At 52.2% G+C, this 21,407-nt stretch carries 17 protein-coding genes and 1 tRNA gene; 10 read left to right on the forward strand and 8 right to left on the reverse strand.

From position 1 onward, the window contains the following. Window positions 1–155: 155 nt before the first annotated feature. A complete protein-coding gene (locus HCZ99_RS05475; RefSeq protein ID WP_167445873.1) occupies window positions 156–929 on the reverse strand; it encodes a HugZ family protein in 774 nt (257 codons plus the stop codon). A 478-nt stretch (window positions 930–1,407) separates the two neighbouring features. Between HCZ99_RS05475 and HCZ99_RS05480 the strand changes: the two genes are divergently transcribed. Both HCZ99_RS05480 and HCZ99_RS05485 read left to right on the forward strand, forming a co-directional pair. Further along, window positions 1,408–3,672 carry an EAL domain-containing protein gene (locus HCZ99_RS05480; RefSeq protein WP_167445874.1) on the forward strand — a complete coding sequence of 755 codons (2,265 nt, stop codon included), beginning with the start codon at window positions 1,408–1,410 and terminating at the stop codon, window positions 3,670–3,672. Beyond that, window positions 3,659–5,596, forward strand: coding sequence for an ATP-binding protein (locus tag HCZ99_RS05485; protein ID WP_167445875.1), 1,938 nt, complete (start codon window positions 3,659–3,661; stop codon window positions 5,594–5,596). Before HCZ99_RS05480 ends, HCZ99_RS05485 begins: the two co-directional genes overlap by 14 nt. 79 nt (window positions 5,597–5,675) lie before the next feature. On the opposite strand, the gene HCZ99_RS05490 is transcribed toward HCZ99_RS05485, so the two are convergent. Then, window positions 5,676–5,882, reverse strand: coding sequence for a DUF1289 domain-containing protein (locus tag HCZ99_RS05490; RefSeq protein WP_167445876.1), 207 nt, complete (start codon window positions 5,880–5,882; stop codon window positions 5,676–5,678). Between the two features lie 143 nt (window positions 5,883–6,025). Further along, the gene (locus tag HCZ99_RS05495) at window positions 6,026–6,223 is read right to left on the reverse strand and encodes a CsbD family protein (protein ID WP_167445877.1); all 198 of its coding nucleotides are present in this window, start codon (window positions 6,221–6,223) and stop codon (window positions 6,026–6,028) included. A 259-nt stretch (window positions 6,224–6,482) separates the two neighbouring features. Between HCZ99_RS05495 and HCZ99_RS05500 the strand changes: the two genes are divergently transcribed. Beyond that, the gene (locus tag HCZ99_RS05500; protein WP_167445878.1) at window positions 6,483–7,103 is read left to right on the forward strand and encodes an RNA methyltransferase; all 621 of its coding nucleotides are present in this window, start codon (window positions 6,483–6,485) and stop codon (window positions 7,101–7,103) included. A gap of 173 nt (window positions 7,104–7,276) precedes the next feature. Here HCZ99_RS05500 and HCZ99_RS05505 read toward each other — a convergent pair whose 3' ends face one another. The 3 genes from HCZ99_RS05505 to HCZ99_RS05515 all read right to left on the reverse strand — a co-directional run bounded on the left by HCZ99_RS05505 (window position 7,277) and on the right by HCZ99_RS05515 (window position 11,579). Continuing rightward, window positions 7,277–9,553 (reverse strand): anthranilate synthase component I, encoded by a 2,277-nt coding sequence (locus HCZ99_RS05505; protein ID WP_368484231.1) that lies wholly within the window; start codon window positions 9,551–9,553, stop codon window positions 7,277–7,279. A gap of 227 nt (window positions 9,554–9,780) precedes the next feature. Further along, the gene (locus HCZ99_RS05510; RefSeq protein WP_167445880.1) at window positions 9,781–10,773 is read right to left on the reverse strand and encodes an ion transporter; all 993 of its coding nucleotides are present in this window, start codon (window positions 10,771–10,773) and stop codon (window positions 9,781–9,783) included. A 161-nt stretch (window positions 10,774–10,934) separates the two neighbouring features. Next, entirely contained in the window at window positions 10,935–11,579 is a 645-nt protein-coding gene (locus HCZ99_RS05515) for a phosphoribosylanthranilate isomerase (protein ID WP_167445881.1), read from the reverse strand. 160 nt (window positions 11,580–11,739) lie between these two features. Here HCZ99_RS05515 and ubiE point away from each other — a divergent pair, with 160 nt between their 5' ends. Genes ubiE through HCZ99_RS05530 form a run of 3 tightly spaced genes read left to right on the forward strand, consistent with a single transcriptional unit; the run spans window position 11,740 to window position 14,551 of the window. Continuing rightward, on the forward strand, window positions 11,740–12,513 hold the full coding sequence (gene ubiE, locus HCZ99_RS05520) for a bifunctional demethylmenaquinone methyltransferase/2-methoxy-6-polyprenyl-1,4-benzoquinol methylase UbiE (RefSeq protein ID WP_167445997.1): 774 nt from the start codon (window positions 11,740–11,742) through the stop codon (window positions 12,511–12,513). Between the two features lie 13 nt (window positions 12,514–12,526). Then, window positions 12,527–14,089, forward strand: a complete 1,563-nt coding sequence (gene ubiB / locus HCZ99_RS05525) for a 2-polyprenylphenol 6-hydroxylase (protein ID WP_167445882.1) — start codon at window positions 12,527–12,529, stop codon at window positions 14,087–14,089. Window positions 14,090–14,110: 21 nt separating this feature from the next. Next, window positions 14,111–14,551, forward strand: coding sequence for a GNAT family N-acetyltransferase (locus tag HCZ99_RS05530; protein ID WP_167445883.1), 441 nt, complete (start codon window positions 14,111–14,113; stop codon window positions 14,549–14,551). A 76-nt stretch (window positions 14,552–14,627) separates the two neighbouring features. Here the strand turns inward: HCZ99_RS05530 and HCZ99_RS05535 are convergent, their stop codons facing one another. Further along, entirely contained in the window at window positions 14,628–16,286 is a 1,659-nt protein-coding gene (locus HCZ99_RS05535) for a methyl-accepting chemotaxis protein (RefSeq protein WP_167445884.1), read from the reverse strand. A gap of 450 nt (window positions 16,287–16,736) precedes the next feature. Between HCZ99_RS05535 and HCZ99_RS05540 the strand changes: the two genes are divergently transcribed. The 4 genes from HCZ99_RS05540 to HCZ99_RS05555 all read left to right on the forward strand — a co-directional run bounded on the left by HCZ99_RS05540 (window position 16,737) and on the right by HCZ99_RS05555 (window position 20,414). Then, on the forward strand, window positions 16,737–18,332 hold the full coding sequence (locus HCZ99_RS05540; RefSeq protein ID WP_167445885.1) for a tetratricopeptide repeat protein: 1,596 nt from the start codon (window positions 16,737–16,739) through the stop codon (window positions 18,330–18,332). Between the two features lie 210 nt (window positions 18,333–18,542). Then, the gene (gene gpt / locus HCZ99_RS05545; RefSeq protein WP_167445886.1) at window positions 18,543–19,022 is read left to right on the forward strand and encodes a xanthine phosphoribosyltransferase; all 480 of its coding nucleotides are present in this window, start codon (window positions 18,543–18,545) and stop codon (window positions 19,020–19,022) included. A gap of 62 nt (window positions 19,023–19,084) precedes the next feature. Then, complete coding sequence (locus HCZ99_RS05550; RefSeq protein ID WP_167445887.1) at window positions 19,085–20,248, forward strand: PQQ-dependent sugar dehydrogenase; 1,164 nt, start codon at window positions 19,085–19,087, stop codon at window positions 20,246–20,248. A 92-nt stretch (window positions 20,249–20,340) separates the two neighbouring features. After that, window positions 20,341–20,414, forward strand: a tRNA-Gly gene (locus tag HCZ99_RS05555). Between the two features lie 65 nt (window positions 20,415–20,479). Here the strand turns inward: HCZ99_RS05555 and HCZ99_RS05560 are convergent. Next, a complete protein-coding gene (locus HCZ99_RS05560) occupies window positions 20,480–21,259 on the reverse strand; it encodes a thermonuclease family protein (protein ID WP_254869436.1) in 780 nt (259 codons plus the stop codon). Window positions 21,260–21,407 lie beyond the last annotated feature (148 nt).

Here is a 21,407-nt window from a genome sequence, read left to right on the forward strand (position 1 = left end):
AACAATTGTGGGAAAAGTTTGCGTAGAGACATATTGTTACAAAGGTGTCTTAAAAGCAACCGGTCCTTTTGCCAAATACCAAGGAAAACGTAGGTGTTTTTGCGTTTGTGAAAATTCTGTGTTCAGACCCGACAATTAAATCTTCACAAACCAAATCAGGCCTTTAAGTCGCGCGATTTTTTGCACATTTCGACCAAAATCTGCCGTGCGTCGGTGGGCGCGTGCACCGGATGGGGGAATTCTATTCTGATGTTGGGGGACTCGGGCAAATCGGTTCCTAAAACCATGCCATCGCAATCAATGGAAATCATCTTCCAGTCAAGATCACTGGCATGATCGGTCTCGTACGCGACGATGTCGGCAATGGCATCAAGATGGTCGGCATTCATATGATTGATAATCTGGTCGTGCCCTTCTTTAAGCGCGTCGCAGTCATCAATCAGAAATTGTTTGCCGGTCAGGCGTCGTTGTTTGCCAAATCCACCAACCCAATAGGCGGCTTCCACGTCGACGCGATAAAATCCAAAATCAGCGAAATCTGCATATTGGGCTGCATCCGGATGCGCCAGAAGGTAGCGGTTCCGAACCGCGGCAGAGGTATCTGGGATGGCGCGGCCAAACAGGGTCAGGCGTGCGGTATCGGTTTGGATCTGTGACGTGGCGTTCGATGGATTGTCTGATCCGCTGAAAAGCAGTGAAAGCCGGGCATCTGCCTTTAAATGGCGGGTGTGATCGGCCAGTTCCGAAATCAGCAGGATGGGCGCGCCATCAAGATCAGTGGCCGGAACCACCATGGAGGCAACCGGCCATCCGTCGCCAACTTGCTTATGACCAATGGCGGTGGTGGCAAGAACAGCCGCGTGTGATTGCCGGCACATACGCCGAAGATCAGATGCCGATGCGGTTGGTTTTTCGGGGGTGTTGGCCATTTTGCAATGCCTTTTGCGGGTCGGTTTGATCGTTTCGGGCGGTATTTCGCAGAGCAATCTTAGGCCGTTAGGACACAGAGACAAATGGCAAATGTAAACATCGGAAAGGGTCGATTTGTCTGTCCACGTTCGTGGGAAGTTTGCTTAGGCCGATATTGCGCGCAAAGTACGTTTTAGTAGGAATTTATGGTCGGATTTGATTCCCAGAGCCGATGGGAAATCAACTTTTGGTGGTTTATTTTTCCGATGTGGAAATGACGTTTTCTTGGTCATCTAATTGTTACGAAAGGGAAAATTTAAATCCGGCGAATAACGGTTCATCGAAGTGTTGCGGTTTTATACACACGTATATGTCCGGGCGTTGTAATATTTACATCTATTCATATATTACAAAGGTAGGGAATTATCTGATCCGCAAAATACGATGACGCATCAAAGCCCGCGTTTTGGTGTTGATCTTTTGTTGAGGCAATCTGCAATGTCCGATTATTCCGAAACTGCCCGCCCGCAAGAACAAGAGACTTCTTCGACACCACCAAATGATGATCTGACAAAGGATGATGGTTCGGATTCTTTGTCCGAAGAGACGTGGAAAATTCTGATTGTCGATGATGATCTTGATGTGCACGAGGCGACCGTATTTTCGCTTAATAGGGTCAATATCCTGGGGCGGGGCGTGGAACTTTTACATGCACACAATGCCCAAGAAGCTCTTCACTGTTTAAAGTCCCATGCGAACATCGCCGTGATCATGCTTGATGTGGTGATGGAGGAGCCTGATACCGGTCTGCGTCTGGTGGGGGAAATTCGCGATCTTGGCTTTACCGAACCACGGATTATCCTGCGGACGGGCTATTCCGGGAAGGCGCCAGAAGATGAAGTCATCCGAAATTACGACATCAATGATTATCGGACCAAGGACGAACTGAGCCGTACAAGACTGATCACATCCCTTACGACGGCGATACGGTCATATGATCACATCCGCAGTTTGAGTGACACGCGTGCGGGCCTTGAGATGGTCATCGAAAGCACGCAACGTCTTTATAGTAACAAAAATCTTGAGCTGTTTGCCGAAGGTGTCCTGACCCAGATCGCAGCCATTTTGCGATTGCGATGCGAAGGTGCGATATGCGCAGTGGGCCCGACGGCAGATGGCGACCGCAATCGTATGGTCGTTATGGCCGGCCTTGGGCGTTTTTCCGAAAAGGTCGGGGCCGAGTTGGGCGAGATCGACGATGTCGACTTAACCATGGTAAAAGATGTTGCCCCCGACAATGTGACGCCCGAACTGCGCGATAACAAAATCGCATTGCGCTTTCGCACCGAAACTGGCCGTGAACTGGTGATTTACTTTGAACATAATGGCGGGTTGCCCAATACGGATGTCGTGCTGTTACAGGTTTTTGCCAGCAATCTTGCGATCTGTTTTGAAAATCTCGATCTGATCAATCATTTGGGTGAGCTTGCCTTTGTTGATCAGCGGTTGGGATTGCCCAATCATAATGCATTTAGTCGTGAACTTGGCTGGTTGGTTTCGGGGAAATCGGCCAGTGCGACGGTTGCACTCGCCTCGATAGAGGAAGCGCCGCAGCTTGCTGTTGCCTTTGGCCTGCCCTTTGCCGAAGAAGTTATGTCGGCTGTTTACGATCGTTTGCGCGACGCCTTGGGGGAGGCTGTTTTGATTGCGCGCATTGGTGAATATACGCTTGGTATTGTTGATGCCACTGGTGAGGTCGCCCAATCGGTGATCGACAGTGTTTTCGACGAAATCTTTTTAATCAGAGACAACCGAATTTCGGTTTCGGCATCAACCGGGATTTTATATCTGGACCCGACAGGGCAAATTCCATCTGACATTGACCGTGCCGCGCGCAGCACCTTACTGCGTGTGATGCAGGAACATCCGGGCACGACAATGATGTTTACGCCTGATATTGCCCATGACGTTGAAAAAACAGTTCGGATAAAATCGGCCCTGCGCGAAGCAACAAAGGCCAAGCAATTTAAGTTTGTTTTTCAGCCTAAAATCAACGTCGCCACCGGCGATGTTTCCGGTGCGGAAATACTTTGCCGGTGGGCGATGAATGGCAAAGCTGTTCCGCCGTCAGTTTTCATACCAATCGCAGAGCGGGCCGGGTTCAGTGCAGATATTGCGTTACAGAGTTTAGCGGCGGTTTCGGATTTTTGGGCAGATCTTAAAAAAGCAGGTTTGTCGAGATTGCCGGTCGCGATCAATCTTGCCGTACCAGATATCTGTAATTCCGATTTCGTCGAGGCCCTTGGCCGACAATGCGAAGAAAGTGATCTTTCGCCAGAACTTATTTCGTTTGAGATCACCGAAACCCAGGCAATTTCGGTCGATGAAGACGCATCCATGGGGGTGGCTGCACTTAAGCGCCGTGGCTTTAAGCTTTGGCTTGATGATTTTGGCACAGGCTATTCGTCTTTAAGTCATTTAGATTCACTTACGGTTGATGGCATCAAAATCGATAAATCGTTCATTTCCACGCTGACGATTGATAAGGCACGCGGCAGTGTGGCAGCGACGGCCAAGGCAATGGCAGATAATCTTGGCTTAAAATCGATTGCCGAAGGGGTCGAAACCCGAGAGCAGCATCAAATCGCCCGACTGCTTGGCATCGAGACAGCGCAAGGATTTTATTACGCCAAACCGATGGATCCCGATGCCTTTATTGAATGGTTAAAGCACTGGGATATCGCGGCGCATGTCGGATATTAATGCATCTGGCCAGTCGGGGCCGGACGGCGCGCCTGCGCTTACACTTTTGCCATCAGCGGGAAGAACTTGGTACCAAAGCCGTGTGTTTTGGCGCACGTCGCTGATTGCTTTTTGTATCGGCATGATCGTGATCGGTGGAAGTTGGGCAAGCTGGCAATTCGTTGAAGGAAAGCAACAGAACGATATTGTTTCGCGGCAGGTTCTGCTTGGCGCGGTGTCGCGGGAAAACACGATCCGCCGCTGGTTCGAAGCGGCATCGCAGATTTTGCAGATTGCTGCGCAAAATACTTCCATTCGCGACTTTGATCAGGCGCCAAATGCCACAGTTCAACAGCTTCGGTCGATTGCAACAATCGCACCGCGTTTTAGCCAGCTTCGCATCCTTGGCGAAGATGGGGTTGAGGAAATACGAATTGATCGCACACCAGATGGCCTAAAGGTCGCTGGTGTGGGCAGTTTGCAGGACAAATCAAACCGATATTACTTTACCGAAACGGCGGAACTGACGTCGGGCGAAGTCTATATCAGCCCGATTGATCTTAATGTTGAACGGGGTGTGATTGAAATCCCGTGGCGCCCGACGGCGCGTTTGGCGACCCCAATCAGGGGGGTGGATGGTCGGCGCGGTTATCTTGTTTTCAATCTTGATATGGCCGTACCACTTGCCGACTTTGGCCGCGATAGCAACAGCACAACCAGAACCGAGCTTGTGAACAAAGATGGCTATTGGTTGGCCGGGGTTGAGGAGGAAAAGCTTTGGGCGTTTATGACCGGTGCGCCTGAAAACATGGCCCGCGATCAACAAGTCCTTTGGCAAAAAGTTACCTTGAATGCCGGGGCGGCGGATGTGTTTTGGCATGAAGGGCGATTTTATTCTGCCCGTTTAATTACCCCGATTGCATTATCGGGACTGCCATACGAATCCATCGCACAAAGCAGTTATGGAAAACTTTACATCATTGCGAGCGCGCCAGCATATAACACCCTGTTGGCGCCGCGGCCGTTCGATGTTGCAATCTTGCTGATCGGTGCCGTTCTGATGGCGATTTTGTCGTGTATTATTGGCATTTTCAATTTGCGCCGAAAGCAGGCGCAAGCATCGCAGGAGCGTATCGCAGCGCATCTTGTGTCGGTGCGAAGGATGGCGTCACTTGGGCGTATCGTTGCGGGCGTGACCCACGAAATGCGCACCCCCATCGGCAATTCGGTGACGGTTACATCGACCCTTTCTGCCTTTTTGGATGATCTTTTGGCAAAAATTGATGGGCAAAAAATCGATCCAAAATCATTGCGTGACGATGTCAGTTATCTTCAAAATGGTGTTCGCATCGTTCAGAAAAATCTGGATCGCACCGTCACCCTGGTCGGGCATTTTCGCCAAACTGCGGCCGATCAATCAAACCACAATCTGCGTGAATTTGATCTTTCCAGCCTGTTAATCGATTTGGTTGCGACATTGCGCGACCAGCTTCGAAAAGACGGCATTCAAATCATTTTTGACGGGCCGAAAACGGCGCCGATTAAACATTATTCCGACGCGATTGATCAGGTGGTTCTAAGCTTGATCAACAATGCGGAACGGCATGCTTTCGCCGACCAATCCAATGGTGAAATTACGGTTCGGTTGGTGGATGCCGACCGCGATTTTTATCAAATCGACGTTCAGGATAACGGATGCGGCATTGATCCCAAGTTACATGAACGCGTGTTTGAACCGTTCTGGACCGCCAATGCGGCAAATCCGGGCAGTGGTCTTGGCATGGCGATTGTTGAAAGCGTTGTCGAAAGTGTTTTGGGCGGGGATGTCCACATGCGATCAAACATTGGTCAGGGCACGACGTTTTCAATCACGATCCCAAAAACCGTTCAGGAACGCGCCGATGGTGGCAAAAGCGCGTTTAATGTGTCTGATAAGAGTGATTAAGGCGCAAAATTTGGACGCTTTGCATCCGAAAAATCGGTTTGTGATCAAACCGGCTGCCGTTGTGGACTGGCGTTGTGGACTAGGCTGTTTGACGTTCTGATGTCGTTTTTGCGTTTGTTTTTGTGGCGGCGCGCCGTTTGGGAAGCTGGGCAAGCACGCGCTTTTTGCCACCGTCACTTAGATCCCGCCATGATCCAATTTCATCGCCGGTGCGAAAACACCCCGAACAAAATCCGGATTTAGCATCCAATACACAAACACCTGTGCAGGGTGATTTTACGGCCATCGGGATTTTGATCTTTGCTGTCAGGGTGACGGGTGTCGATTAAGAATGGCGACATACAAAACAGTTTCGCCCCCACGGATCAAGGATGAACCTGTCCATGGGGGCGAAATGATATATTTTGTCCGTCTTTTGGCGCGGGACCGTTAGAGGCGGTCGAACCAGTCGCTTACTTGACGTTCGGCTTCTTCACGTTCGATGCCGTATTTTTCTTGAACGATGCCGACAAGCTTTTCCTGCTTGCCTTCGACCTGATCAACTTCATCATCCGTCAGGCGACCCCATTCACTTTTGACATCACCACGCATCTGTTTCCAACGTCCGGCGATTTGATCCCAATTCATTTGGTTCTCCTGCTTTGGTTGAAGTTTGCTCGTGTCTTACCTTATTTGTAAGTACCTAAGGTGTTTTCACCTTCTAGTATTCCAAACGGCTGACATGGGGATATGTTCCGTCGTCTTTGTTGAGATATTCTGATGGGGTGCGATTTGGGGTGCTTTACTTGCCTTATTTCGCGCATGCGGGTATAGCCCGTTCCATTGTTTTGATCGGCGTTGTTACCGTTGTTACCCGACGGGACAAAGGTGCGGCACGGAGGAAGATATGCGCGGCTATTTCGGGATTGGAATTGAAGGGGCAAGTAAGCCTTTAAATGTGGGCACCCTGTTTCGTTCTGCCCATGCATTTGGTGCGAGCTTTGCCTTTACGGTTGATGCGGACTTTCGCCAGCAGCGTTCCAACATCACCGACACATCAAAGTCCGGCGAACAAATGCCGTATTATCATTTCCCCAATCACGATAATTTCTTTTTGCCGACGGGATGCCGAATGGTCGGTGTCGAGCTGACCTCGGATGCGATTGAGCTTCCGAGTTTCAAGCATCCATCGCAGGCAGCCTATATTTTGGGCCCGGAACGCGGCAACCTTTCGCAAAGCATGCAGGATAAATGCGATTTCATCATCAAAATCCCGATGAGTTTTTGTGTGAATGTCGCCATTGCCGCAAACATTGTGATGTATGATCGCCTGATCAGTTTGGGGCGTTTTGCACCGCGCCCGGTCCGTGCCGGTGCGCCGACCGAACCAAAGCCCCAAGGCCAGTATGGCGGCTGGATTTCGCGCACGCGTGAAAAACGTAAAGGCAATCCCGAACAGTTCCGCCAAGCCCCGCCGCCCGATTACAGCGTGATCGATGGCCATCTTGACGATGAAGAAGACGCTTAACGTGTAATCCCGGTTTTCTGAAAGATGCGGCTTTGCAGATACAAAGCAACGGCCGCGAGGGAGGGGCACGGCCGTTGCAGTGTCTGACCTGTTGGGGTGCATATCCGTCTGGGGGGAGTGACGGGGACAGGTCAGGGTGCGTTATGGTTTAGGGGGTAAAGGCCATCTGCGTGTCAGGCGGCCTTTACGGTTGATGTTTTTTCCGACGTGTCTTCGTTGGTTTCGTCCGTTTCGTCGGGCAGTTCTTCTTCGGGGCGATGCCCATGCGGATTTCGCAACAGGTTTGCGATCATGCGCATTCCCACATCCCCTTGCAGGGTCAGCAGGCTTTCGGGGTGGAATTGCACCGCACTGATCGGCAGGCTTTTGTGGCGGATGCCCATAATGACGCCATCGTCACTTTGGGCAGTAACCTGCAAATCGCTGGGCAGTTCGTCTGCATTGGCAAAAAGCGAATGATATCGACCCACCACGATGTCGTCGGGCAATCCGTCAAACAGCGGATCGGTTGTATCAAGTTTCACCTTTGACGGTTTGCCATGCATCGGTGTGACAAGTTGCCCCAATGATCCGCCGAAAAATTCGACAATCCCCTGAAGGCCAAGACAGACCCCAAAAACCGGAAGCCCCGCGGCAAGCGCACGTTCGATGCTGTCACGTAAGCGATAATCATCCGGGCGGCCAGGGCCTGGTGACAAAAACACCAAATCAGGTTTGAAATCATCAAATGCTTCGTCGGGGAAACCCGGACGCAGGGTCAGGGTTTCGGCCCCGGTTGCGCGGATATAGCTTGCAAGGTTTTGGACAAAGCTGTCTTCGTGATCAATCAGCAAGACACGTTTGCCGATGCCCGATACCGCCGGGTCGATGGCGACATCATCCTTGGCGTCGCGCGTGACGGCATCAATCATGGCCGATGCTTTTAGGACGGTTTCGTCTTCTTCGGCCTCGGCCACGCTGTCGTAAAGCAAGGTCGCGCCAGCGCGGACTTCGGCGACACCCTGTTTAAGGCGGACAGTGCGTAATGTAAGACCGGTATTAAGGTCACCATTGCACAAAACAGCCCCAATGGCCCCGCCGTACCACGCGCGTGAACTGCGTTCGACGGCCTCAATATGTTTCATGGCCGCCCGTTTTGGCGCGCCGGTAACGGTGACGGCCCAGCAATGGGTTAGGAACGCATCGAGCGCATCAAACCCGTCACGCAGCCGGCCTTCGACATGATCAACCGTATGGATCAGGCGCGAATACATTTCGATCTGACGTCGGCCCAGAATACGGATGCTGCCCGGTTTGCAAACCCGCGCTTTGTCGTTGCGATCAACATCGGTGCACATGGTCAGTTCCGACTCATCCTTGGTCGAATTCAGCAATGTGCGAATGTTTTCGGCATCTTCAATCGCATCGCGACCACGCGCAATCGTGCCCGAGATCGGGCAGGTTTCAATGCGTTGCCCATTCACCCGGACATACATTTCAGGTGACGCGCCAATCAGGTGTTCGCCGTCACCAAGATTAATCAGGAAGCCATAAGGTGCGGGGTTGCGGCGTTTCAGGCGGCGGAAAATTTCCGATGGTTTGGTGGTGCAAGGGGTGCGGAAAACGCGGCTTGGCACAACTTCGAACAATTCACCGCGGGCAAAACGTGGTTTGGTTTCATCAACAATGGCGGCGTATTCGCCAGATTTCATGTCGTTTTCAACCACATTATTCGCCCCGCGCGACGGCGGATGCGGCTGTGAAATACGATCAAGCCCGGCGGTGCTGTGGCCATCGGGGGTGATGAATTCATATTCGATTTTGGTTGCGACGCGCGAAGCATGATCGACCGTAATCAGGCGATCAGGCAGGAAAAGGTGGATGTCCTTATGATCGGCGGGACGATCCTGTGTCAGGTTGATCTGTTCGAAATGAAGCGCGATGTCATAGCCAAATGCCCCATACAAGCCCAGACGTTCATCGCCCTTATGGGCAAACAGATCGCGAAGGGCGCGGACAACGGAAAACAGGCTTGGTTGTTGACTGCGTTGTTCTTCGGGGAACCACGATGCCGGAGTTTTGACATAGCCATACAGCCCGTCATCCCCGTCCGTCACGCCATCAATGTGGGGGTGATTGGCCAAGGTGTTGGAAATGATATCAAGCAAAACGCGCCCGCGATCATTGAGTGCACGAACGGCAAAACCACGTTCGCGGCCGGTGATTTCAAGCGGTGGTGCATCAAACCCCATGTCCCAACGCGAATAACGCCCCGGAAACTCATAACTTGAAGACAGCAAAACACCTTTGGTCTGATCAAGCGCGTCAATCAGCGCCTCGGTGGCGTTTTCATAGGTGATGGTGGTCATCCGACGAATGACAGAGACACCGCCATCGGTGGTGTAGCGATATTCGCTGCTGTTTTCTTGGGCTGCTGTGACTTTGTCAGCGGCTGGGGACGGGGTGGTCACGTTTTTAACTCCTGTTGAGGCCATCGCCGCAGGAGGATCGTGATCATCAGAAGAAAAAAAGAAGTCTGAAAACACAAAGCCGCCTGCAAGAATGAGGCGGCCGATTGGTTTAGGGCATGTTTTTTGGCCGCCCGCTTATGCGAGCCACCACCAACGATTTGAAATGCGGATCGGGTTCATGCCGTGTGTTTTCATAACCCAAAACATGATCCCAAAAAAAACTGCCGTCAAGACTTTTGCGGTTTTGGATTTGTTTCGGCGTCTTTTAGTTCCATATGCAGCGGGTTATGGCAGTGCGGGCAGGTCAGAATTTCGTCGCTTTCGCTGCGGTGAACAACCCGAATATCTTCAAGGATGGATTGGGCCTGTTCATCGCTGATGCCAAGGTCTTCTTGATGGGATTTTAATCGGTTGCGGACCCGGTCCGTCAGGCGTTTGCCCAGCAATTGACGGGTGGCCTGATGACGGTATTCGTTTTCACGGCGGCGCAATTCGCTGTTAAAGGCCGATGCCAAAATACCGGCGGGAACGGCCACAATACCAATCCCGGTCAGCGAAATGACACTGGCGACGACCTTGCCAAATGCGGTGACCGGCACCACGTCGCCGTACCCCACCGTGGCAAGTGTAATCACGCACCAGTACAGCGCATCCAAGAGGTTGCCGAGTTTATCAGGCTGGGCTTGGTGTTCCGCAAGATAGATGGCCCCCGAACTGAAAACCAACATGCAGGCAAGGGCGGCACTGGCGGCGGCAAAGATGCCAGCCTGTTGGCGAAACACCAGCAACATCAATTCCAGCCCCGTGGAATAGCGGGTGAATTTCAGAAGCCGCAACAGGCGCACAATTCGGATAAAGCGCAGATCGATGGACGTGAACATCCAAAGGAAAATCGGCAGGATGGCGATCAAGTCGATCAAAGCCATCGGTGTCAGCATATAGCGTAGACGCGCCCAAGGCCCGGCAAAATCAGGATTGTCAGGGGCCGACCACACCCGCAATGCATATTCGATGGTAAATATGAGGGTGCAAAAGGCCTCGATCACGGCAAAGGTGACAAAGTACCGGTCGGCAAATTCTTGGACTGAGTCAAAAATGACCGACACTACGTTGATGATGATGGCGCTGGCCAAAACCAGATGCACGATCAGGGACAGACGGGACTTCCGGTCGACACCGTGAAGCAGTATCTGTACCCGTGATCGAAATGTTGGCTTCATCGGCTTTTACCCATCTGGTCCCTTATGGCGATCATTATCGCAGTTTTACCTGCTGATCTTCGCGCCAATCGTTTCAGAAAAGGTTAAGCATACAACACAAGGGCTTATGCCTTGGTTGTGGTTTCGGGTCTTATTCTGGTTCCAGGATGCCGTATTGCTGGTTAGTAGCCCTTAGCGGCATGGATGAAGCTTGCGATTTTGCGCGAATCCTTCACACCCTTGGATTTTTCCACGCCCGATGAAACATCGACCCATGGTGCGCGCGAAATTTCAACGGCTTCGGCGACATTGTCCGGATCAAGACCACCGGCCAGCATCCAGTCACTTTTAAAGCTGCGTCCGGTCAAAAGCGTCCAGTCAAATGACACGGCATTACCCCCCGGAAGGACACTGTCCTTTGGCGGTTTGGCATCAAATAACAGGAAGTCGGCAACACCATCATAGGCCGCCTGGGCTTTGTCGATGTCCTCAGCGGTGCTGACCGAGATTGCCTTCATGACTTTTAGGCCAAAGCGTTCCTTAATCTCGGTCACGCGTTCGGGGCTTTCTTTGCCATGAAGCTGAATGACATCAAGGTTGCCGGCCTCAATCGCGTTGGTCAGCGCCCCGTCACTTGGTTCAACAAACAGGCCAACTTTAAGGATGCTGTTGGGCACCTGTTTGGTCAGGGTCGCAACCCCTTTAAGCGATATGTGGCGCGGGCTGGGCGGGAAAAAGACATACCCCAATGCGTCCGCCCCGGCACTCATGGCCGCAATCAGGGCGTCTTCGCTGTTGATCCCACAAATTTTTACCATGCAGCTCATTGGGGTGGTGTCCTGTTCTGATTCGTCTTGGAACTTTTAAGGTTATATTCTTTGTCGTAATGCTTTGCATTAGCAGAAAGCACGTCAGTTCGACAGGATATTTACAAAAATGCGTGGCTTTCCACTGGCAGGAAAGACATTGCTGCGCTATTTTCCGCCCATGAGCAAGCATACAGACCCTGCCGCGGGCGAAAACGGCGAAAACACAACCCATTTTGGTTTCCGGGATGTTCCCGAAAATCAGAAGGCATCCATGGTGCGCGAGGTTTTCGACACTGTCGCGTCCAAATACGACCTGATGAACGATCTGATGAGCGGCGGTATCCATCGCCTGTGGAAAGATTCGTTCATTAACGAGTTAAAGCCACGTCCGGGTATGAAATTGCTCGACGTTGCTGGCGGGACGGGCGATATCGCCTTTCGGTTCCTGAAAAACGGCGGTGGTTCGGTCACGGTCTGTGACATCAACTATGAAATGTTGCATGTGGGACGCGACCGTGCAGCCGATCATGGTATCTTGCAAAACATCAATTGGACCGTCGGCGATGCGCAAAAATTGCCGCTGCCTGATAAGTCGGTTGATGCCTATACAATCGCCTTTGGCATTCGCAACGTGACGCGTATTACCGAAGCCCTTTCAGAAGCTTATCGTGTGCTACGTCCAGGCGGAAAGTTTCAATGTCTTGAATTTTCCAAGGTTGTCGTGCCGGGCTTTGACAAGATTTACGATACCTATTCGTTTAAGCTTTTGCCTGAAATCGGGCGGATGATTGCGGGCAACCGCGAAGCGTATCAATACCTTGCCGAAAGCATTCGCAAATTCCCCGATCAGGAAACTTTTGCATCAATGATCCGTGATGCCGGGTTTGAACGGGTGAAGTATCGCAATCTGTCGGGTGGGATTGCTGCAATCCATTCCGGCTGGCGGGTTTAAGGAACAGTCACGAATGATCCGGTTTGTTCGGAACAGTTTTCGCCTGCTGGGAATGGCACGTATTCTGGCACGTCATGATGCGCTTTTCCCGCTTGACCTTGTGCCGGGCGGCAAGATCCTTGCATTCTTTGCCCGCCTGACAGCACCGTTTTCACGTCGATCTGACATGCGTCCGGGACGACGTTTGGCCAGCGCGTTAGAAGAACTCGGCCCGGCCTTTATCAAGCTTGGTCAAACGCTTGCCACCCGGTCAGACTTGATTGGCGATGATGTTGCTGCGGATCTTTCGTCGCTTCAGGATCGCTTGCCGCCGTTTTCGGGCAAAATTGCCCGGCGGATTATAACCGAACAACTCGACGAACCGTTTGAAGTTCTGTTTGAAAGTTTCGATGACGAACCGGTTGCGGCCGCATCCATCGCACAGGTGCATTTTGCCACCACGACCGATGGTCGCGAAGTTGCGGTTAAGGTGCTGCGCCCTGATACCAGACTGCGCTTTGCCCGTGATCTGGACCTGTTTTATTGGGTAGCGGAAATTGTCGAGCTGACCCAGCCGCGCCTGCGCCGTCTTAAACCGGTGGAAACCATCAAGACGCTTGAAGACAGTGTTCATCTTGAGATGGATTTGCGTTTTGAAGCCGCAGCGGCATCGGAATTTCGCGATAACTTCGAAAGTGATCCGACCTATTACATTCCCCAGATTGATTGGGAACGTACCGCCGAACATGTGATGACCATGGAACGGGTCAAAGGGGTGCGTATCGACAATGTCGAGGCGCTTGAAAGCATGGGCGTTGATCGCTCAGCCCTCTTGGCCAAGGCCGCTGGTGCGTTTTTCCAGCAGGTTTTCCGCGACGGGTTTTTCCATGCCGATATGCATCCGGGGAACTTGTTTGTCGATGAAACCGGCCGGGTCAGTGTTGTTGATTTTGGCATTATGGGCCGGGTTGATAAGCAAACCCGTCTTTATCTGGCTGAAATGCTTTTGGGCTTTTTGACCCGCGATTATCACCGTGTGGCAGAAGTCCATTTCGAAGCCGGTTATGTGCCGCGCAACCAGTCCCTTGAAAACTTCCAGCAGGCATGCCGTTCGATTGGCGAACCGATTTTGGGCAAAGAGCTGGCCGATATTTCGGTTGGTCGTTTGTTGGGCCAGTTGTTTCAGGTTACCGAACAATTTGGCATGGAAACCCAGCCACAATTGTTGATGTTGCAAAAAACCATGATCGTTGCCGAGGGGCTTTCACGGATCCTGAGCCCGAATGAAAACATGTGGGAATTGTCGCGCCCATTGATCGAAGAATGGATGCGCGAAAACTTGGGCCCAGAAGCCAAGGTGAAGGAAGTAACCCTTCAGGCTGGTTTGATGTTGCGTCGTTTGCCCCGGGTTATCGAGGCGGCAGAGCAGGCATCTGCGGTCTTTACCGATCAGGGACTTCGCCTGCATCCAGATACGGTTGCCGCCATGCGGGGCAAGCCTGCAAATTCTCAGGGGAGAAGCACCGGATTTTCACGCCATACCTTCTTGCTTTGGGTGGCGATTGCCGTGTTGGCCGTTGCGGTGGTGCTCAGTTAAAAACCGCGTGGGGTGTATGTGATGTTGGGTCGTGACAAGGACGTGGAAATTAGCACGGATCGTTCGCGGCTTGATTTGGCATATTGCTATGAGGTGATCGCCAATTCTTATTGGGGCGGTGGTCGAACACGCGGTGAGTTTGATAAATCCGTTGAAATGTCGGTGCCGGTTGGCGCGTATTGCGACGGCAAGCAAGTTGGTTTCGCCCGCGCGGCCAGTGATTTTATCGCGATTGCCTATGTGGCGGATGTGTTTGTTGATCCTGATTATCGTCGGCGCGGCATTGGGGCGAAAATGATTGATGCGTTGCATGGTCATGCGGATTTGCAGCGTGTGAAACGCTGGCTTTTGGCGACCCACGACATGCAGCCGCTTTATCGTCAGCATGGCTATGCCGACCTTGATGACGTGATGATGATGCGCGTTGATGACGCCGCATTGACCAGAAAGCCGCGGCGCTAGTTACACCGATCACATCTGAACAAAAAAAACGCCGCCAGGTTTTTCCTGACGGCGTTTTTGTTGGTCAATGATGATCCTAGCTGTGGCGGACTTCATCAAGGAAGTTGCTGACTTCGCCGCGCAGGGTGCCTGATTGGGCATTCAGCTTGTCAGACGCACCAAGCACCTGATGGGCTGCTTCGCCGGTTTGACGGGCGGCTGCTTGCATCTCGTGGATGTGGTTGGTGACTTCCTGCGTGCTTTGAACCGCTTGTTGGACCGAGGTGGAAATCTCGGCGGTTGCGGTGCCCTGTTCTTGCACGGCGGCGGCAACTTCGGTGGCGATATCATTTAAGTTGGAAATGATACTGGTAATGCCATCAATGGCACCGACCGCGTCTTGTGTTGATCCTTGAATACCAGAAATCTGGGCTGAGATATCCTCGGTCGCGCGAGCGGTCTGGTTGGCAAGGTTTTTGACCTCGTTGGCGACAACGGCAAAGCCCTTGCCAGCATCGCCAGCACGGGCGGCCTCAATCGTGGCATTCAGCGCCAAAAGGTTGGTTTGTTCGGCGATGGCCTGAATGATTTGCACCACTTCACCGACCTTTTGTGCCGAAATATCAAGGCCCTGAACCATGTCATTGACGCGGGTGGCCTCGGTGCTTGCATTGGCGGTGATGTTGGATGTTTCATTCACCCGCGTGCTGATGTTGCGGATGGAAACCGAAAGTTGTTCGGCCGCACTGGCAACGGTTTCAACGCTATGATTGGCTTGCTCAACTGCGGCAACAACCGCTTGTGAACCGGCCTCGTTTTGTTGAACCGCGGCGACCATGGTTTGGGCGACTTCCTGCATTTCACCAGATGCCCCCGAAACACCATCCACAACGCCCATAACGGTCTGTTCAAACCGTCCTGCAAGGCCGTTCATGGCATCGCGGCGGGTGGCATCGGCCCGTGCGCGTTCTTGTTCGCGTTCATGATCAAGCTGTGCAACGCGTTTGGCATTTTCCTTAAAGATTTCGACCGATGACGCCATTTCACCGATTTCATCCTTACGGTGACTGCCCGGAACATCGACATCAAGATTGCCTTCGGCCAATGCCGCCATCGCACCGTTGATTTTGACCATGGGGGTCAAAATTTGATGCCGCAGGACGAACCAAGTGACGCCCAAAAGGACAATCAGAATGGCGCTGGCCAGGGCAAGCTGAATAATGATCGCTTGTTTGACCTCGGCATTGACGCGGTCAAGGCTCCAGGCGGTGACCAACATCCCGCGATACATGTCAGCATCCCGGCGTTTGGAATATTTGGTGATGGGCGATGCAACGATCACGGCATCATCTGAAATAAAGCTGATGACTTCCTTATTTTCGATTTGTTCAAGATAGGGTTCTGTCAACGCGGTGAGGTCGTGCTTGGCAAGTGTTTCGGATTGATAACTGCCAATCGCATCGCCCGTTGGGTTGATTGCTTCCAGTGTTGCCAACTGGGAGCCTTCCTTATCCGTGATTTTACGAAATTCCTTTTCAACGGAAGCCCCATCCATTGCAATGAATCCGGGTTGAACCGCCGTTGATAGCATTTCGGTTTTTTCGACCGATTCATTGTACATGATTTCAATCATGGCATTGCGTTGTGAAACGGTTTGGATGGTCATCATTGCCCCAAATCCGACGACCAGTAATACCACGATGACAAGAATAACTTTACGTCCGACAGATGCGCCGGATCTTTTTGGTTCGGCCATTTAAGGTCTCCCGCTCCTTTGAAGCCATTTACACCCTGTTCCCTAGATAGCCGCTGAGTTATGTCGTTTCCGGTGACGACTTTTGATCTTTAGCGGTTTTATGGCCGGTAGTTTTTTCGCAGTTCAGCATCCAAAACAATCGACGTTTTTTTATGGTTGTGTGGAGAAAGCGCCATGCGTGTTAACGCGCATATGCTTCTCAATCAAAAGGCTACCCCAAAGAATCTTATTTTCGAAACAATAATCTATGGTTTTGTTGATAATTCGGTTTGGGGGAATTCAATTGGATAAATCGCCTCAAACAGGCGGTAATTTTTAGCAAAATATACTAGAGTGCTTATATAGGCGGGGCGGTAATCAGATCGATGTGGATCGATGGTGACGTCGCAGCGTGTGATTCGAACAGATGAATGGATCCAGATTAAGCGGATCTGGGGCAGGGGAACGTAGATGGCGAAAACCGGTAAACCGCGCAAAAAGCAGTCGACAGCAAAAACGTCGAAAAAACCGGTTCCGTCGGATGATGTGATTGCAGAAAACCCAACAGATCAAAAATCCGCTGCTGTCGCGCCGGTAACGCCGCCAGCACAGACGGTTAAGGTGATTCACAAAGCCCTGCAGAATGAGACCAAATCCGATCCACAATCAGGATCAAAAGTCGATTTTGCGGGCAAGCGAAGTGCCGTGAATGACCTGTTCCAACGTGGATTGGCCGCCCATCAAGCGGGGCAGATTGATGATGCCATCAATCTTTACAGTGCGACCTTGCGTCAAAATCCTGATCAGCCCGATGTTTGGAATAATCTTGGTGTGGCCCTTAGACGCAGTAAGCGTTTTGACGCGGCCCTGATGGCGTATCGGCGGGCCGGGGATTTGCGGCCCGATAATGCAGGGCTTTGGTCGAATATGGGCAACTGCCTGCGTGAAATGATGCGCTTTGACGAAGCATTGGCAGCGCATAAAAAGGCGCTTGAACTCGACGATACGATAAAATCGCACACGTTCAATGCGGGGCTTGTTTATCGGGATATGAACCGATTTTCTGAGGCCCTTACCTATTTTGATCGGGCGTTGGAAATGGACCCGGACTATGTCGATGCCAATTGGGACAGTGCGCTGGCACATCTGGCATTGGGCGATTATGCCAAAGGATGGGCGGGCTATGAATCGCGGCGCAAACTTGCCGACAATCCCATTCGCCCATTAGACAGCGCGCCAGAATGGGATGGCAAAGCGGATTTACGCGGTAAGACATTGTTGCTTCGGGCCGAGCAAGGGTTCGGTGACATGATCCAATTTGCCCGGTTTATCCCATTGGTTGCCAAGCGGGCTGCCCACGTCATTGTGGAATGTCGCAAAGAACTGATCCCGATTATGCGCACTGTTTCGGGGGGTGGTTCGATTGTTGAAAAAGGCGGCCAACTGCCCAAGTTTGATGTGCATGTGCCGCTGCTAAGCTTGCCCTATGTTCTGGGCCTTGGCGAGGCGGAGCTTAATCGCATTTCTGCCGACCCGTATGTTTCGCCACCGAAAGGCAAGCAGGTCCGATTGGCCCCGGCAAGCGGCACGGTGCTTAAGGTTGGGCTGATTTGGGCGGGGAAACTTAACCCCCGCGATCGTTCCTGTCCTCTGGATATGCTTTTGCCGATTTTGTCGGCCAAGGGGGCGGCATTTTACAGTTTTCAGGTCGATGACCGTCGGGCAGATATTGGAAAACTTGGTGTTATGGCCTTTGTCACTGACCTTGGCGATCACATCCATGATTTTGGCGATAGTGCCGCGTTAATGCAGGCGATGGATTTGATCATCACCATCGACAGTGCCCCGGCCCATTTGGCAGGTGCGATGGGGCTTCCGGTTTGGATGTTGCAACTTTACACAACCGACTGGCGCTGGATGGCGGATCGTGCCGACAGCCCGTGGTATCCGAGCATGCGAATCTATCGCCAACAAAAGCCTGCGGATTGGTCTGCACCGGTTGAAAAATTATCGGCTGATTTTTCAACATTGTTGCAGGCACGAAAAAACGCGCAAACGCCTATGTGATAAAAAGAAATGGGTTTGGTTTAGAGCCACGCGCGATTTTCAATGCGCGATCGTGCGCGAAATCCGCAGCGAAAACTTGCCATATGGGCAGACAAAGCGTAGGTAAGCGCCTTAATTTCTTAGACAGCGGAGCTTGCTTGACGGTGTGTCATCGGTTCCGATGTGAAGATAACCCGTTTTAGCCAATAGATCTGGCGCAGGAGAATTCTTGTGAGCGAAGCTGCTTATAACAAAGGTTTCCCGGTTTCGTGGGAACAGATGCATCGCGACGCACGTGCATTGGCGTGGCGTCTTTTGGAACTGGGACCGTATAAGGGCATTATTGCGATTACCCGTGGTGGTCTTGTGCCGGCCGCGATTATCGCACGTGAACTTGATATTCGCCTGATTGATACGGTTTGTATTCGCAGTTATTCCGATAAAACACGTGGCGATCTTGAATGGCTTAAAGGCATCGAAGGTGATGGCACGGATATGCTGATCATTGACGATCTTGTCGACACCGGCAAAACCGCCAAGGCGGTGCGCGAAAAATTGCCAAAGGCACATTTCGCAACGGTCTATGCCAAGCCGCTTGGCCGTGAAATCGTTGACAGCTTTGTCACGGAAGTATCCCAAGATACATGGATTTATTTCCCGTGGGATATGGAATTGTCTGTGAACGCCCCGATTTCAGAGCGGGTACGCTAATCGACCTAAGATACATTTTGGTATATCCTGTCGGCGATTAAGCCAGACAAGGAGAGTACAGGATGTGTACAGAAATACGCCCGGTCTTCCATCGTCTTGCCCTGTGTGCGGCCCGATGGGCCGGGCGTTTGTGCGTTTGCGTGTCCTTATTGTCGTTTGTCGGTGTTGGCCTGTTTCATGGGCCTGCGATGGCGCAAGATTTGTTTGACAGAACCACCAAAACGAAATCGCTTTTGACGGGCGAAGCTGGCTATCGCCTGACAGTTTTTGCCGAAATTCCCAATGCCCGGTCTATCGCCGTTGCGCCAGAACTTAAGGGTGTCTTTGTCGGCACGCGTGGCCCGAACCTTTATTTCGCACGCGATGACAACGGCGACGGGGTGGCCGAAACGGTCAATTTGATTGGCGATGATTTCAAAATGGCAAACGGCATTGCCTATCAACCCGGCACATTGTTCGTCGCCGATCAGCATCGCATCGTGTCCTATGATTTAGATGGGTTTGACGGCAAAACACTTGGTCGGCCGCGTATCTTGTTTACCAACCTTCCAGATGAACGCCATCACGGGTGGCGGTATGCGGCACTGTCGCCTGATGGTGCCAGACTGTTTGTTGCGGTTGGCGCACCGTGCAATATTTGCAAGGTCAGTGGCCTTGAAGGCACGATCATTTCAATCCCAACCGCTGGCGGCGCGCCAAAGGTGTATGCCACTGGCATTCGCAATTCCGTCGGATTGACCTTCCACCCCGACACCAACGAGCTATGGTTTACGGACAATGGCGGCGATCGATTGGGCGATGATATCCCGCGCGAAGAATTAAACCGCGCATCACAGCCGGGCGGTTTTTATGGGTATCCGTGGTATGCGGGGAACGACACCAGAAGCCCGCAATTTGACGATGAAGAGATTCCAGGGGACCCGATTTTCCCGGAATTTACCTTTAACGCCCATAATGCGCCGCTTGGTCTTACATTTGATGATGGGGATGCGCTGGTGGCGTTGCATGGTTCGTGGAACCGCACCATTCCGGATGGCTATAAGGTCATGCGCGTTGAATTTCGTGATGGCAAAGCGGTAACCGCCAACCCGTTTCTATCCGGCTTTTTGCGCAGCAATGGCGAGGTGATTGGCCGCCCGGTTGATGTGAAACACTATGTCGATGGCTCTATCCTGATTTCGGATGATCATGCGAGTGTGATTTGGCGCATGGTGCCAAACGGGTAAAGCCAGGATCATCACGGGCGTTAAATTAATTAAGGGCCGATATGTGATCTGCTTGCGCCGGTCAAAAAAGCGGGCTATAAAGCGCGCCGCAAGCGGGTGTAGTTCAATGGTAGAACGGCAGCTTCCCAAGCTGCATACGAGGGTTCGATTCCCTTCACCCGCTCCAGCTTTCCCCTTCATTTAAGAACGAACGTCTATGGCATCTTTTGGCGATGCTGTTGGGGAAGCGTTTTACGGTGCTGGCGTTTGATAATGCAGCCCAAGTTTTCGAGCTTCTTCGTCGCTGCAAATGCGGGTTTCGTCTGTGTGATTGGCGTCGGCATAGCGCGGGTCAAGCGTGCCCAGATAGGTGTTGTTGGCGGTTTTGGTGAACAGACAACGACCGTCTTCGCCGTCAAGACGTTGGCCATCGCGCCATTTGGCGGGCGGGATCATATCGCCGCCATGAATTCCGATTTCGGCATTTTCTGCTTCTGCTGACAGGCTGTCATAGCTGTGTGAGTAGCCCAAAATGGGCAAGGCTTCGCCGTCTGTGATCATGGCTGCGGCGACGTCGCGCTCTCCTATGCCGCATTCAACAGTTGGAAACTTGCCGTCTGTGGCGGTGTCGCCCTGCGTATCACCGGGCCAGCATTTGACCTTAAACGGGGCCATGGCGAAGTATTTACGCAATTGCATGGCCGAAGACATGCCGCAATCCCAGAAACTGCCATTGTGGCGGCATTGCTGCCCCAGTTCCGGTGCATCCATGCCAGCAATGTCGACAACCTTGCCATCGATCATGATGGTATCGCCATCAATCACTAAAATGTCGCGCCCTTCTGCCTCAATCGCCGTGCGGCCATCCTTTGCCGTGTCTTCGCCGCCAGCGGCGTGAACGGGTTTGTCTTGCATATAGACGGCCAAGGCAAACAGCGCGGGGACGGCAATCAGGATCATCAGGCGGGATAAGCGTTTCAAACGGGCCTCGGCATGTTTGCGGTTGGTCGAACGATTACGAGGATGGTACATCGTCGATAACAACAGAACAGCAAAAAACAACGGCGAAATAATGACCGGGCCAGCCGAGCTTCATCAAGCTTGGGGAGGCTGTGCTGTTGCGGGTTAGTGAAGTGCTAAATTGATCGGCGCCAATAACGGGATGCATTTCGCATCAATT

Origin of the sequence: Thalassospira lucentensis (assembly GCF_011806425.1) — a bacterium.
Classification (GTDB): Bacteria; Pseudomonadota; Alphaproteobacteria; order Rhodospirillales; family Thalassospiraceae; genus Thalassospira; species Thalassospira lucentensis_B.